The organism is Pseudomonas sp. Irchel s3b6 (genome assembly GCF_900187415.1).
In the GTDB taxonomy this organism is placed as follows: Bacteria; Pseudomonadota; Gammaproteobacteria; order Pseudomonadales; family Pseudomonadaceae; genus Aquipseudomonas.
On sequence record NZ_FYDM01000003.1, the window covers coordinates 487,420 to 502,454 of the forward strand.

At 59.1% G+C, this 15,035-nt stretch carries 12 protein-coding genes; 7 read left to right on the forward strand and 5 right to left on the reverse strand.

Annotated elements, in window-relative coordinates; all coding sequences use genetic code 11:
• Nucleotides 1-146: 146 nt before the first annotated feature.
• The 5 genes from CKW07_RS08230 (at nucleotide 147) to CKW07_RS08250 (ending at nucleotide 5,385) form a co-directional block, all read left to right on the forward strand.
• Entirely contained in the window at nucleotides 147-365 is a 219-nt protein-coding gene (locus CKW07_RS08230; RefSeq protein WP_095079128.1) for a DUF4287 domain-containing protein, read from the forward strand.
• A 410-nt stretch (nucleotides 366-775) separates the two neighbouring features.
• Nucleotides 776-1,066, forward strand: coding sequence for a hypothetical protein (locus CKW07_RS08235; RefSeq protein ID WP_095144439.1), 291 nt, complete (start codon nucleotides 776-778; stop codon nucleotides 1,064-1,066).
• Nucleotides 1,067-1,351: 285 nt separating this feature from the next.
• Nucleotides 1,352-4,072 carry a magnesium-translocating P-type ATPase gene (mgtA, locus tag CKW07_RS08240; RefSeq protein ID WP_095144440.1) on the forward strand — a complete coding sequence of 907 codons (2,721 nt, stop codon included), beginning with the start codon at nucleotides 1,352-1,354 and terminating at the stop codon, nucleotides 4,070-4,072.
• Nucleotides 4,073-4,169: 97 nt separating this feature from the next.
• Nucleotides 4,170-4,523 (forward strand): DUF2493 domain-containing protein, encoded by a 354-nt coding sequence (locus CKW07_RS08245; RefSeq protein ID WP_095144441.1) that lies wholly within the window; start codon nucleotides 4,170-4,172, stop codon nucleotides 4,521-4,523.
• Nucleotides 4,524-4,605: 82 nt separating this feature from the next.
• On the forward strand, nucleotides 4,606-5,385 hold the full coding sequence (locus tag CKW07_RS08250; protein WP_095144482.1) for a hypothetical protein: 780 nt from the start codon (nucleotides 4,606-4,608) through the stop codon (nucleotides 5,383-5,385).
• Between the two features lie 16 nt (nucleotides 5,386-5,401).
• Here CKW07_RS08250 and CKW07_RS08255 read toward each other — a convergent pair whose 3' ends face one another.
• From CKW07_RS08255 to CKW07_RS08265, 3 genes are read right to left on the reverse strand one after another with little or no spacing between them, the layout of a single operon-like run.
• Nucleotides 5,402-6,442, reverse strand: coding sequence for an MBL fold metallo-hydrolase (locus tag CKW07_RS08255; protein WP_095144442.1), 1,041 nt, complete (start codon nucleotides 6,440-6,442; stop codon nucleotides 5,402-5,404).
• Between the two features lie 19 nt (nucleotides 6,443-6,461).
• Nucleotides 6,462-7,964, reverse strand: a complete 1,503-nt coding sequence (locus tag CKW07_RS08260) for a DUF2235 domain-containing protein (RefSeq protein ID WP_095144443.1) — start codon at nucleotides 7,962-7,964, stop codon at nucleotides 6,462-6,464.
• A gap of 41 nt (nucleotides 7,965-8,005) precedes the next feature.
• Nucleotides 8,006-11,404 (reverse strand): hypothetical protein, encoded by a 3,399-nt coding sequence (locus CKW07_RS08265; protein ID WP_371850642.1) that lies wholly within the window; start codon nucleotides 11,402-11,404, stop codon nucleotides 8,006-8,008.
• A gap of 902 nt (nucleotides 11,405-12,306) precedes the next feature.
• Between CKW07_RS08265 and CKW07_RS08270 the strand changes: the two genes are divergently transcribed.
• Both CKW07_RS08270 and CKW07_RS08275 read left to right on the forward strand, forming a co-directional pair.
• Entirely contained in the window at nucleotides 12,307-12,504 is a 198-nt protein-coding gene (locus CKW07_RS08270) for a hypothetical protein (protein WP_095144445.1), read from the forward strand.
• 24 nt (nucleotides 12,505-12,528) lie between these two features.
• A complete protein-coding gene (locus tag CKW07_RS08275) occupies nucleotides 12,529-12,948 on the forward strand; it encodes a hypothetical protein (protein ID WP_095144446.1) in 420 nt (139 codons plus the stop codon).
• A gap of 5 nt (nucleotides 12,949-12,953) precedes the next feature.
• On the opposite strand, the gene CKW07_RS08280 is transcribed toward CKW07_RS08275, so the two are convergent.
• Complete coding sequence (locus tag CKW07_RS08280) at nucleotides 12,954-14,363, reverse strand: heavy metal sensor histidine kinase (protein ID WP_095144447.1); 1,410 nt, start codon at nucleotides 14,361-14,363, stop codon at nucleotides 12,954-12,956.
• Nucleotides 14,360-15,034, reverse strand: coding sequence for a heavy metal response regulator transcription factor (locus CKW07_RS08285; protein ID WP_095144448.1), 675 nt, complete (start codon nucleotides 15,032-15,034; stop codon nucleotides 14,360-14,362). Before CKW07_RS08285 ends, CKW07_RS08280 begins: the two co-directional genes overlap by 4 nt.
• Nucleotide 15,035: the final 1 nt, after the last annotated feature.

The following is a 15,035-nucleotide window of genomic DNA, read 5'->3' on the forward strand; positions in this document are numbered from 1 at the left end:
CGCATAGTATTGAATTTTTAGATAGCTCCTCAGATAGCGCCCTGGCGACTTGAGAGACGGATACAACCCGCTAACCTTTCCCGAGCGCCAGAGCCGTAGAACGCGTCCACGACTACCTCCATCGTGCAACCAGGAGCTGCCACGTCATGTCCTTCCAAGCCTATCTGGACAACATCCAGGCCAAGACCGGCAAATCGCCGGCCGACCTCAAACAATTGGCAAACGAAAAGGGCTTCGCCGAAGACGGCAAATTGAAAGCCGGTGTCAAGGCCGGCCAGATCATTGAATGGCTCAAATCCGACTTCGACCTGGGCCATGGACACTCCATGGCCATTTACGCGCTGCTCAAGGGTAAAGAGTCCTGACTGCCTAGGCAGACTGACAGAAGAAGCCACCCGAGCCCATGATAGTCCGCGATACTTTCATGGGCACCGGCTGGAACAACATCGTTATATATCGACTGTTCTTAATACCCCCCACTTGCACCTATCCAACTCTCACCTGTCTGACACCTGAATAATATGACTTCCAAGGTTGACTTCATTAAGTCGCCTGCGTAAATTGCGCGGGCCGGTTAATCCGGCCTTTTTTCAACTCACAAAAGAATCCAATGGACACAGTATCTAGATGCTGCCTGGCTGATGCGAATGCACAGAGCCGGGCACTTAACCCAAATATTGACGGGACTCGACACCTCGGTCGGGTAAGCTGCGCTAGAGCTTGATGCTCCGCCGTAACTTGCCTCCCCGGCGCCAGTCCGGTCGCGAGGCATGTTATGAACTTCACATCCACGGTAATGCCCGGTGTCCGCGCCTTCGCCAACGCGACGCGCGCCAAGCGCTGCCACGCGCAAGCAACCATGACCCGCGCCACCTTGTCCTCCCCTCCTTCGCGCATGCAGCATCATCTGCGTGCCCATTGGCGCGTCTGCCCCCTGAGCGGGCAACTCCAGCAACGCTGGCGCCTGGACGAAAGCCAGGAACCACCGAACCGGTGCTTCGCGCACCTGTTGCAGCAGATCGGCCTCGTACTCGGCCTGAACTTCGGCGTGCGCACTTTCAGTTGACCTGAAAGTTCTCTCGACTCTTTAACCGGCGTTTTCCTTATTCAGGAATTCGGCAACTTTCTGTTGCCTGCTTAAACATAAAAAACAGTGGACACCAGCATGGACGAAGCCAGTAGACGGTTCGCTGCATACCCGTTGTTGTTCGGTATGCAGCGAACGTTAAAGCACAAGAAACATAACTCCCTGAATCGATCGCTTATGGGCGGCTCGACATACTTTCGCTCGTCTTTCATTAGTTGAGTTGTCGGTGTGTCGTGCCGCAAGCCTGCGGCAGGAGCACACGCTATGACCACCGTAAAAACCCCGAAAAAAACCACCCAGGGCGCCACAGCCGACGACACCCGGCTGTCGATGCGCGCTGCCCGTGAAGCACAGAACGGCCTGGCGGTGACCTTCGCCAACGTCAAGACCACCCCCGCCGGCCTGACCGAACTCGACGCCGAAGGCCGGCTGCAACGCGAAGGCTTCAACGAGGTCGCCCACGACAAGCCGCCCCACGCCCTGGTGCAAGTGCTCAAGGCCTTCAACAACCCCTTCATCTACGTACTGATGACACTGACCCTCATCAGTTTCATCACCGACTTCTGGCTGCCCCTGCAGGAAGGCGAGGAAACCGACCTCACCGGGGTCATCATCGTCCTGGTCATGGTCCTGGCCAGCGGCCTGATGCGCTTCTGGCAGGAGTACCGCTCCGGCAAGTCCGCCGAGGCCCTCAAATCCATGGTGCGCACCACCGCCACCGTGCTGCGCCGCGAGCAGGTGGGCAGCAAGTCGGTGCTGCGCGAAGTGCCGATGCGTGAATTGGTAGCGGGCGACATCATCCAGTTGTCTGCCGGCGACATGATCCCAGCCGATGTCCGGCTGATCGAATCCCGGGACCTGTTCATCAGCCAGGCGGTCCTGACCGGTGAAGCCTTGCCGGTTGAAAAGTACGACACCCTGGGCAACGTCGCCCAGAAATCCGCTTCCGCCACCGCGGCCGCGGCCGACCAGGCCAACCTGCTGGACTTGCCCAACATCTGCTTCATGGGCACCAACGTGGTCAGCGGCACCGCCCGGGCGGTAGTCGTCGCCACGGGCCCGCGCACCTACTTCGGTTCGCTGGCCAAGGCCATCGTCGGCTCGCGGGTGCAAACCGCCTTCGACCGGGGGGTGAACAGCGTCAGCTGGCTGCTGATCCGCTTCATGCTGGTGATGGTGCCGGTGGTGCTGTTGATCAATGGCTTCACCAAGGGCGACTGGAGCGAAGCCTTCATGTTCGCCCTGGCGGTCGCCGTCGGACTGACCCCGGAAATGCTGCCAATGATCGTCAGCGCCAACCTGGCCAAGGGTGCGGTGGCGATGGCCAAGCGCAAGGTGGTGGTCAAGCGCCTCAATGCGATCCAGAACTTCGGTTCGATGGACGTACTGTGCACCGACAAGACCGGCACCCTGACCCAGGACAAGATCATCCTCGAGCATCACATCAACGTCGACGGACAGCGTGATGACTCGATCCTCGAACTGGCCTGGCTCAACAGCCATCACCAGAGCGGCATGAAAAACCTGATGGACCAGGCGGTGGTGCAGTTCGCCGAACGCAACCCGAAGTTCCAGCCGCCGTTCGCCTACAGCAAGGTCGATGAACTGCCGTTCGACTTCATTCGCCGGCGCCTGTCGATCATCGTCAAGGACAGCCGCGACGATCACCTGTTGATCTGCAAGGGCGCGGTCGAGGAGATGCTGAACATCGCCAGCCACATCCAGGAGGACGGCGTGGTCGTTCACCTGGACCCACAGCGACGCGTCGAGTTGCTGAACAAGGCTTGCGAATACAACGAAGACGGTTTCCGCGTACTGCTGCTGGCCACCCGCAAGATCCCCAAGGCCCAGAGTAAACACCAGTACACCACCAGCGATGAGCGGGAGTTGGTGATCCGTGGCTTCCTGACCTTCCTCGATCCGCCGAAGGAAACCGCCGGGCCGGCGATTGCCGCACTGCGTGACATGGGCGTAACCGTCAAGGTGCTGACCGGCGACAACGCCGTGGTGACCTGCAAGATCTGCCGCGAAGTCGGGCTGGAGCCCGGCACGCCCCTGCTTGGGCAGGACATCGAACGCATGGACGAAGCGACCCTCAAGCGCCGGGTCGAAGAGCGCACGGTATTCGCCAAACTCACGCCGTTGCAGAAATCCCGGGTGCTCAAGGCCTTGCAATCGAACGGTCACACCGTCGGTTTTCTCGGCGACGGGATCAACGACGCCCCGGCCCTGCGGGACGCCGACGTGGGGATCTCGGTCGACAGCGGCACCGACATCGCCAAGGAGTCGGCGGACATCATCCTGCTGGAAAAGAGCCTGATGGTGCTCGAAGAAGGCGTCCTCAAAGGCCGCGAGACCTTCGGCAACATCATGAAGTACCTGAACATGACCGCCAGCTCGAACTTCGGCAACGTGTTTTCGGTGCTGGTGGCCAGTGCCTTCATTCCGTTCCTGCCGATGCTGGCGATCCACCTGCTGCTGCAAAACCTGATGTACGACATCTCTCAGCTGGCACTGCCCTGGGACAAGATGGACAAGGAGTACCTGAGCAAACCGCGCAAGTGGGACGCCAAGAACATCGGGCGCTTCATGCTGTGGATCGGGCCGACCTCGTCGATCTTCGACATCACCACCTTTGCCCTGATGTGGTACGTGTTCGCCGCCAACAGCGTGGAAATGCAGACCCTGTTCCAGTCTGGCTGGTTCATCGAAGGGTTGCTCTCGCAAACCCTGGTGGTGCACATGCTGCGCACGCAAAAGATTCCGTTCTTCCAGAGCACCGCCGCGTTGCCGGTGATCCTGATGACCGGATTGGTGATGGTGCTGGGCATCTACATTCCGTTCTCGCCGCTGGGCACGCTGGTCGGCCTGCAACCGCTGCCATGGTCGTACTTCCCGTGGCTGGTGGGCACCCTGCTCAGCTACTGCGTGGTCGCGCAGTTGATGAAGACCCTGTACATCCGCCGCTTCAAGCAATGGTACTGAGTGCCTGAACCCCGCCACCGATACGTCATGGGCCGCCTCGCGGCCCATGACCCAGGGCACTTTCATGGAGCAACCACATGAAACAGGATCAAGCGCCATGCGTGTACTGATGTGCGCCGGGCGTCACTACGCCGATCGCCAAACCTGCCGCCAGGTCCTCAACGCCTTCCAGCGCCTGCACAAGATCAGCGTGCTGGTTCACGGTGGCCATCCGCTGCTGGGCGGCGAGGTCGAAGACTGGGCCCGGGAACAGGGCGTCGACATCGTGCGCTATCCCCCCAACTGGCAGTTGCACGGCAAGCAGGCCGAACGCCTGCGCAACACCTTCATGCTCAACGACAGCCGACCGGACACCGTCATCGCCCTACCCGGCGGTGAAGACACCCAGGCATTGCTGGCCCAGGCCAATGCAGCCGGCATTAAGACCCTGTCGATCAACGAACGGAGCTGACCCCGTTCACTCCCTGAATCAAGGAGGCACCCGCGCGCCCGCGCACTGCCTCCCTCCTCGAATGCATCACGCAGAGGTCAACATGCCAAAGCACCCTTCCCATCGCCGTACTCACTCATTCACCCACGATCTGCCGCCTGCCAAGCGCCGCATGCTGCGGCGCAATCTGATGTTCGTCGGTATGACCCTGACAGCCATTGCCGGCCTGTCACTGATTTCCAAAGCCAACGCCGCCGGCGGTGCCTACGTGGTCGACGACGGTGCCATCAATGCTCCCGGCGAATGCAACGTCGACCTGTGGAACCAAAGCGGCCGACACAACCATTCCACCCACAATCTGGTGCTGTCTCAGGCCTGCACCTTCAAGGGACTTCCCGGGATTCAACTGGGCGCCGCCATCGAGCACGGCCGTGACGATGGGGATGGCGAAACCCAAGTCAGCCCGCAACTCAAGGCGCAATTGCTCGACCGCGAAGACCTCGGACTGCAACTGGCCCTGGCCGCCAACGCCCACGTGGCCATCAACCGGGCGCACGCCTTCGACGGCGCCGACCTGAGCCTGCCCCTGACCTACACACCGATCCAGACCCTGCGCCTGAACCTCAACGCCGGCTGGGCCCATGCCTATGACGAAGGTGAGCAGAACCACCGCTGGACCTGGGGCACAGGTGTGGAATACGACCTGGCCGACGCCCTGACCCTGATCGCCGAGCGCTTCGGCCAGAGGGGCGGCCAACAGGCGTGGCAGGCGGGGCCGCGGTTGCACATTGGCGAACGCCTGGATCTGGATTTAGTGGTCGGACGCGACCTGACCCAGGACCGCGATCAGTGGCTGACGACCGGGGTGACACTGAGGTTCTAGGCGCTCCTCCTTGCTTTTATTGCGCGGGAGGCAACGCAATAAAAGCAAAGGGGGCGGGCAGCAATACCGGCACGTCGGGGCCAACCGTCAATCGCACTATCCGCTCCATCGGCTTGCCGTTGAGCAACGGAATCATTGTCTGCCGCCGGCTGGCCGGGTCATTACCAAAGAAGTTCTCCCAGTGACCAAGCAATACCATCCGAGGTTGGGTCAACTGCAACAGTCGCAACGGGTAACCATCCACTTCACTCCACGACCCCACGCAAAGAATCTCGACATCTATGCCCTTGCCGTCTGCTAACGCGGGTGGAAACCCGTAAGGCGCAGGGGCTGCAGAGTCTTGGTAGTGAAGGCGATGAACCGGTTTGCCGTGTTCGTCCAGCAGGTCGATCAACCAGGCCATCGACTGCCCCAGTCTCCAGCTCAACATAAAGGACGGGGTGCTGGTCAGGTCGTAGTCATAGCTGCCGGGGGCCACCAGATGACCGGCGACTTGTGGGGCGTGCCGATTCTCGATAGGCATGACCCGGATGTTTTTACCCAACGATGTGATCCACTCACCGGGGCGTGAAGACGCTCGCGGACCTTGAGCCGGATCGACCCTGGCCATCGCCCACTCGGCGCTGACCACCCTGGACGCTGGCACCATCGCCCGCAACATATGCGCCACCGACCTCGACCCGTACACCTGAGCGTTGGGTGTGTAGTTTTGCATGACCCACGGCACATCCAGCAAATGGTCATAGTGCCCGTGCCCCACCAACACCATGCTGACGTTCTTGGCGGCTGGCATCAGGTGATCAATCCGCGCTTTGTCCGCCTCGACCCAGAGCGGCGGAATACCAGGTATCCCCAACCACGCAGGATTGCTGAAGGACGGCGCCATCAGCACCCCCTCCCCGCGCCAGTGCAACAACCAGCCACCGACGCCGAGAAACTGGATCTTCGGCTCGCTGATATCCGGCCCGCGCCAAACGGCAAGCCCCTGCTCTTGCGGGGTTTGGGTACAGGAACCGACTGTCACCAGCAACGCGAGCAACAGCAGCCCAGGTTTCATGACACACGCCTGACGACAATCACTGAACCGCACTCACCGGGAGCTTCTTCCCGGACTCGTCAGCACCGGCCGTCCTGAACACATTCAAAGGCTCATGACCGATATTCACGGGTTGATAACGGCCACCAGGCTCACGCGCTTGATGGGGATCCTCCAGTTTGCCGATGTCCATCCGCTGGTAGACGCTGATATGAACACGATCCATTTCTACTGGCTTGCGACGAAATAACCCGGCATTTTTGTAGAGCCAGGAAAGTGCCGATGGGGCATCGAAGTACTCGTCATGCAGATGCGCGCCAATACACGCGGGAGGCCAGGGATCGTCAGGAAACAACTGCTCGCTCTTGAGCTTTTCCAGCATCCAGCGCAGAGGAATACTCTCAAGCCCGACGGCCCCTTCAGGGTTCTCGCCGTAGGGACTCTTTCCACAGCCCGCAAGGTTTTGCTTGTTCAGGTAACCGCCCCCGACATCCGCATGCACCCCGGCAAACCACACCTCCTCCAGTGTCTGACCCTGGGTTTGCGGGACGCCGAACCTGAGCAAGCGGAAGGCCTCTCGTTGCTCATCAAGGGACATGGCCTGATAACCGGCATCTGCATAAAGCTCCAGACGATGACCATCGGGATCTTCGTCCAGCCCCCATCCCACCGCTGGCACCGTGTCGAATACTCCGATGACCTTCACCACCACTTGCTTTCCGGGAATTTCATTGCCGTCGGCGTCAATACCATAGGCATCAATACCGTGGGATTTACGATACGCGTGGAGCGTGGCTCTCAGATCCTGGTAGAACCTTGGGTTCCCAGTGTTCTTGACGTGATAGAGGTCATACATGTCCTTGACCACGTTGTGCATATGCCCAGCCCAGCCAAACAGTGGCGTAGCGTCCAACCCGTTTGCCTTGAGGGTATCGAACTTCGCCAGGCCGGCGAATTCAATAAAGCCGTTGAGCGAGCGAGCGGTAAACGCCCCTCGGCTGAAACCGAAGAGATAGATCTGATCCCCGGGCTGATAAGCCTCCACCAGGAATCGATAGGCTTGCCGAATGTTGATACTGACTCCATTGCCAAACGCCGCACCGCTGATGGGTGTCACAGGGCTGGTTCCCACCCCTTTGTCATAGTAGGCAATGACCGGTTCGCCGCCCTGCCCGGTATCGGCCAGTGAGCGAATCAGTGCCATGTTGTACATCTGCCAGATGTTGGTGCTGTCATCCTTGTCATTGGCCGTACCGTCGAGCAGCACCACCAGTTTTCTTGGTTTTCCATTGCTGTGGATGCAGTTGAGCAGGCTCCAGCGCGCTTGCACCTTGAAATAGCCATCATTCGCTGCATTGGGGTCGAGTTGGTCGATGCCTTGGCAATTCGCAGCCCTGGCCTTGCCAATCAGTATGTCGTCAAGCGAAGTTTTGGTGGCACTCACTCTCACCTTCTCGGTTCCCAGACCGCGATCACTCAAATACTGAGGTGGCGATGAACAAGCGGTGAGCAGTCCCATTATCAACAGCAGTGCGATACGCATTGTGAGCTCCTTTCAACCGTGAACCGACTGTGTGGATTCCGCTAAAACGCCTTATCAAGGGGGACCTTGGTCGAGGGCGGCAGCCAGACCTCGATGACACCTTTCTGGCCCTTCAGACCATCAGCCAAGGGCGCGATACCCCAGGATTTTGCTGCTTCGATGGAGATGAGTTTTTCGGCACAGCCCTTTGACGCTGCATTGTGGTAGATCACGATAGGGCTCGGGTAAGGTGTCGGGGCACGCCGGTTTGCCCGTCGTGCGCTGTCCACCACATCCTCCACCGGTGGCACCGACGCACCGAAGCTTCGCCAAGGCCCACGCAGCGTCCTGGCGAAATCCCGAAGCTCAGGGCCATGGATTTGCAGGTAGACCGTCTGGCCCTTGCAAATATCTGTGGTGTCCTCGACCGGAGTGGCTTCAACCGATGCAGTATTGTGCTCCTGAATCGTGACCTCATCAGGCGCTGACGATTCCAGTTCCGGCATCGGCATCGGTGCAGGTGCAGGTGCAGGTGCAGGTGCAGATGACGCCAGTTCAAATTCACCCTGATCAACATAGTCACGCGCAGGCGCCCAACAGTTCGCTGATATCAAAGTTACAGACGAATAATCACGAATCCAGTACTGCGGCTCGCACTTGCCCCTTGGCTCATCTTGCAAGCACGCCGATAGCGAGAAGTCATCCAGCAGCACTGCGCAGGAGGGATGCGCAGATACTGACTGCCTGCACGCCTCCTTGGTTCGACTAACCATCAGTTTCATCAGTGCAGAGTGCCGAAACGCGTCGAGGTTGTAGGCTGTACACGCCTTGTCACCAACGCGTAACAAGGCCGTCGCCATTTCTCCTAGCGGATCATTGCTCGAAGGGGCCGATTGCCTGCCGAGCGGCGGTAGCTTGCCAAAAATATCGGTAAGTTCCTTGAGTGCACCAGGCTCAATCTTCTGCTGGTCCACTCGGTGAGTGAGCTCGGAGTTGATCGCCTGCCAGCCAGCCAATCCGATAGAGGTAATGGCCCCCAGGCTGATGGATGCCGACACGGCACCTGTAGAAGCTATCCGCGATGAGAGTCGTTTTGAGGAAAAACGCAGCACCATGGCGCCGTCGCTTTCCTTGATCAGGATGGCGCCGTCGTCATTGACGAAATAGTTCTTGGCAAAGGCTCGCATATCCTGCAATTGCTCCAGATCGAGATTGCGTCCCAGGGTTTGCCCGAGCTGGAAATAACTCTCCCATTGCGCCTCACTGAAGGACTGATCCGTGGTCGGTTCTTGGGGGAACAGCGGGTTGTCGGATTTGAAGTTGACCAGATCAACCGGTGCACCGTTACTCATGTTTGGCTTGACGATAATCATGTAGCCGGAGCGCCCGGAGCGGCGATAATCGACTCGTGCCAAAGCCAGGCACGCCTCACTGTCCGGCGATGCCAGCTCATTGAGCGAGCCAAATACCGCAGGCAAATCCCGATCCGGCTGCCGGGGACGCAAAAAAGTTATCTCGGCCTGTAAATCGATACGCGCCTTGCGCACTAGATTTTCCAGATCACCGAAGGCGTAACGTGGATCGGCACCACAGTCAGCCACCACGATGACTTCGCATTCTTCACGTAACAACGCATAAGCCGCCGTGTTCTCGAAGTGCCCACCGTCACTGAGAAACCAGTCCTGACGACGATCACCATCGAAACGTCCACGCAACTCGCTCAACAGCTGGCCATACTTGCCAATTCGCTTTGCCGAAGGCTGGCCACCCATGCCATGACTGTCCCACCAGTAACCCAAACGGATGCCGGACATCATCAACAAGGCCGCGATACCGGAACGGGTCGACTTGCCGAGCCCGGGAGCAACGGCAGCACCGGAAATCGCTACCCACGCCCCCAGGCTCAAGGACTGTGCCTGGCTCCCTGGATGCCAGGTATCACTACCGTGTAACAGACAACCACCAGGGCCAACGGTCAGTAGCGAGCCTTTTCTGTCCTGATTGAACAGTCCCCCCATCGGGTCTTCGGTCTGGTTGACGCACACATTGATCAGGTGCACCGGTCCGCCGCCTTTATGGGGCTGATAGGCAACCATGGTCAAGTCATCGCCATCATCCACCTGCGTGACCCGCAACGGCAGTGTCTGGCTATTGGCAGGTGCGACACAGGACATGGGCGAAGGCGTTGCCGCTTGAAATCTGTTGGGGTTGGCGGCACCCAGATAGCTGCGGATCAAACGGGCACGATAAAATGAATAGAGTGAAGAGCGGTTGAGAAAGTCGCGGTTGGCTGCCGAAACCAACACCATCAACAGCGGGGGAATGGTCAGCCAGGCCAGGTATTGCCACGCAAACGAAAAATGCAACGCCCCCAGGGAAGAGTCAAACAGCACACTGGTGGTTGCCCGGTGCAATACGCTGATCCAGAACACCAGCAATGCACCTGCCAGGGCAACCCCCAACACATTGATCACCTCCATGACCACACGCCGGGTGCCCGGGACCAGACTTTTTGGCAGATCGGCAATCATCGGCATGGCGGCCCGCAACGCGATGGCGATCAGGGCGAGCATGCCTCCTAACTGGCCTTGCGATGTGGTGTTCGAGTTGGTCAGCGACCAGGCCAGATAATCGACCATGCCGAGCACAACGAATGCCAGGGCGACCTTCAATGCAACAGCCAGCGCTTGAGTCAGGCCATTGCGGGTGCGGTCCGGGTCTTTCTCGGACTTGATGCTCAGGCACATCGCAATGAGGATGCCCAGCACCCAGGCGACCATCAGTGCCAACGCCAAAACGACCAACCCACCGGGAAGCTCCAGAGTGCCCGTCCAAAGTGGTATGACGTTGCTCAGAAAATCCGTGGAATGACGCAGTAAAATCACGATACCCGCACTGGCCATCAGCGCCGTCAGCAAGCGCTGCGCACCTAAGCGCTGTCCTTTGCGAGTGGGCAGCGCCCAATACGTACAAGAAAGAATCGCACCGATCCAGGCGACGGGAACCAACCCTAGCCAAATTGTCGGCCAGTCGGAAAAAAAACCGATCAAACCCATGTCCAGCCATGGCATGGGAGCGCAACCGCCACCGGGTGCCAGGCAATCAACCCACTGCCAGACCGCCAGATCCAGGCTGACAAGAAAGCCGCCAAGGATGAAGGCAAGAAACGCAAGTTCAACATGCACGCCCAACAGATTTCGACCGAAGTTTGCAGCGGCGAACAGAATATCCTTCAGGCCTCTGGGGATCAGGTAGCGTCCGTTGGCACGCAGCCAAACCGCGAACCAGCGCGTCTGAGCCTGACCCAGCTCTCGCTCCAGCCTCATAGGGTCCGGAGCGCCGGACTGCCCTTCGTTGTGAAAAAGCTTGCCGATGGTCGAACCGATGTAGCCACCACCGGAGACGGTCGACATCAAGTCGAAACGATGCAGCAACTCCTTCTCCGCCAGCGCCTTGATCAATCCAAAACAGAAGGTAGCGCTACGGATTCCGCCGCCTGACAACGCCAGGCCCCAGGGTCGTGCCGACAAGGTCTTTTGAACGTCCTCGGGGAGTTTTTCGCGCCGGGTTTGATACAGGGCCTGGAGATCCACTTCACCGATTTTGCTCTGCGCGGACGTATCGTCAGTCGTCATATTCTCGTTCCTTGAAGACGTGGATGAGCGAAAGCCATTCCAGGAACAATGGACGAGCACTCAACATTAGACTCCCGGCGCGCGCCTCAAGATTGAACGCCGCTCAAACATCACGTGCGTAAGCCCAACTAAAATCCAGGAAGTATTTAAGCACCTCGCTTGACCCAGTAAATACCTGCACTCAATGCACCCATCAACAAAACACCCTACATGCACACTGCAAACATCTGTCTAAGCGCTCGACGTAGACTCCCGAACAATCGTTAACAACTTGAACTGACAATAGCTCAAGCACTCGCAAAGGTATAAATCCATTAAAAATCTTATCGAATAATAAAAATAGCTGAAGGCTATAACCGCATACCTACTTGACCACTATGAAACAACGGTCAATCGACAGTTATGATTCACCTGTTTAGAAGTCAAACTTCCCAACATTTACATGACAGATACATTCCTGCCGCCTCACTCACGCAACATCAACCAGCGGATTTAACACATCCCGGCCACCGCCTTCATCAGTGCCTCTTGCAACACACATGAAAGCGTACTTTTAGTTTGCGGCGGCCATTGTGAACTCGCGCGTAGACATGAAATTTTCTTCACGACGTCATGTCCGGCCGGCGTGCCCGGCGATCCGATGTCGTCTACGATTGTTGCATCCGTAGAGGCCCTTGCGTCGTCGTAAGCGTTCGGGGCGTGGGGTTCGCTATTCAGTGCGCCCACCCATGAGACGGATCGCAAAGACCTTGCACATCGTCAACGATCCGAAAATGGACGACAGCTCAGGTGCGACCAGGAAGCCCGACACCTCCCACGGCGGCTTCGACAACAACATCAACCTCATGACCCGGGTTGTGTCGATCATCCTCGACCTGGCACCCGACGTGAAGTTGCCGCGACCAGTGATCAACCTCGATTACTGAATCCACCAGCCAAGGAGAGAGACCATGCCAGACACAATCATTGCCCCCTTGGGCGCACAAGAATGCCTCTATCGCGGCCCCGTGCCAGCAGGCGATCCATGGTTCAAACCTTCTGTGCAACTGCACGCGGGAGAACGCTATTTCTTCCGTGCATCCGGGCAGTGGTTCGACTGGCACACCCCCCACAGCGCCAGCGGCGAAGACGCCCCATCGCTCGCCTTCGCCCACCCCATGCTGCGTTGCAAATCCGAGGGGGCGACCTGGTTCACCCTCATAGGCTCGATTGAAAAAGACACCGACAGCTTTTTTGTCATCGGCGACGGCCTGCGTTGGCCGACGGGGTGGGTCGCCCCGGCATCGGGGCAGTTGTACTGCTTTGCCAACGACGTAAGGATCATGTACTTCAACAACTCACAAGCGATCCAGCTTGAAGTGTGGCAGTGAAGCCCTCAGGTGCTGATGTCACCATTGGGAAACACCAGGCGAAACACCGTCACACTCCCCGGCAGGCTCTGCACCTGGGCCAGGCCCTGGTGCAGGCTCATGATCGAGCGCACGATCGCCAGCCCCAGGCCAGTGCCGCCTTCAGTACGCGAGCGGCTGTGTTCGACCCGGTAGAAGCGCTCGAACAGGTGCGGCAAATGCTGCGCTGCAATGCCGGCGCCGGGGTTGCCCACCAGCACCGAGACCTGCTCGGCATGGGACTCGATGACGATGGACACCTCGTTGCCCGCCGGGCAGTGGCGGATAGCATTGGACAACAGGTTGGACATCGCGCGCTGGATCATCAGCCGATCTCCCAGGGTATGCCCGGCGCCCGACACACGCAGGCTGATGCGTTTTTCTTCGGCCATCAGGGAGAACAGGTCCACGACCTTCAGCGCTTCGTCTTCCAGGGTAATCCGTTCAAACGGCACCAGGGCCGCCGGATGGCTGACCTGGGCCAGGAATAGCATGTCGGAGACGATCCGGTTGACCCGCCCCAACTCCTCCGTACACGACTCCAGTACCGCCTTGTACTCGCTGCTCGGCCGCTCCCGCGACAACGTCACCTGGGCCTTGCCCATCAGGTTGGTGATCGGCGTGCGCAGTTCGTGGGCCAGGTCATCGGAGAACTGCGACAACTGCTGCACGCCGCTGTCGAGCCGGTGCAGCATGAAATTGATGCCATGGGCCAGTTCGCTGAGCTCCTGTGGCATGTTGACTTCTGACAGGCGATGGCTCAAGTCCTGGGCAGATACCATCGCCGCCACCTTGCGAAACTCGCGCAGGGGCGCAAGCCCCCGCTGGACAATCGCCCACGCACTGAGGCCGATCAGGATCAGCAGCAATGGCAAGGCAATCAGGGTCGAACTGAGGTAGGCGCTGAGCAGCGCTTCGTCATTGGAGCGATCGATTGACAACAGCACCGGCACCGAGTCGCCATTCTTCAACGCCATCAGTTGGGTCGCGGTGAGGAAGTGCCGGCCCTCGCCGTCCGAGCGACTGAAATACGAGACCCGGTCCAGGCTCGCGGTGGCGGCTTTGCGCCGGGCGAGCGCCGGGGTTGGCGGTTCGCTGCCGACACTGAGCAGCGGCGTGGTCGGGTTGTTCTTGTCGAGGATCGTCAGGTTCAGGTTGTCATGGCCCATCACCTGGTCCAGCAGCGAGTGCGGCTTGAGCGCGATATCGCTGGCGGTCATGCCCATCGCCAGACTGTGCTCGAGTTGCTGCATCTTTTTCTCGAGGCTGTTTTTCGCCATCGAGTCGAGTTCATGGGTCAGCGCCACAAACGCCAGCACCGCCAGCAACACCACCAGCACCGCACCCAGGACGCTCACCGTCAGCCCCAACCGCATCGACAGGCTGGCCGGCTTCATTCCCTGGCCTCCAGCACATAGCCGACGCCGCGCAAGGTGTGAATCAGCTTGCTGTCGAACGGGTCGTCGATTTTTGCCCGCAAGCGCCGGATCGAGACTTCGACCACGTTGGTGTCGCAATCAAAGTTCATGTCCCACACCAGGGAAATGATCTGGGTGCGCGACAGCACCTCGCCGGACTGGCGCATCAACAGGTGCAGCAACGCGAACTCCTTGGTGGTCAGGTCGATGCGTTGTTCGCCGCGATAGGCCCGGTGCCGACCTTGATCCAGTTCGAGGTCCGCTACTTTCAGTACCTGTGGCACCGGCATCTGCTCGCTGCGGCGCAACAAGGTACGCACCCGAGCCAGCAACTCGGGAAACTCGAATGGCTTGACCAGATAGTCATCCGCCCCCAGGTCCAGCCCCCTGACCTTGTCGGCCAGACGTCCCCTGGCGGTCAACATCATCACCCGGGTGTTGCCACTCTTGCGGATCAGTTCCAGCACGCCCCAGCCATCGATCTCAGGCAAATTCACGTCCAGTATCACCAGGTCATAGGCCTGTTGCCGGGCCAGGTGAAGTCCATCCGGACCGGTCGAGGCACAATCCACGACATAACCACTTTCACTCAGACCTTGATGCAAGTACTCGGCGGTTTTTAGTTCATCCTCGACCACAAGGATTCGCATA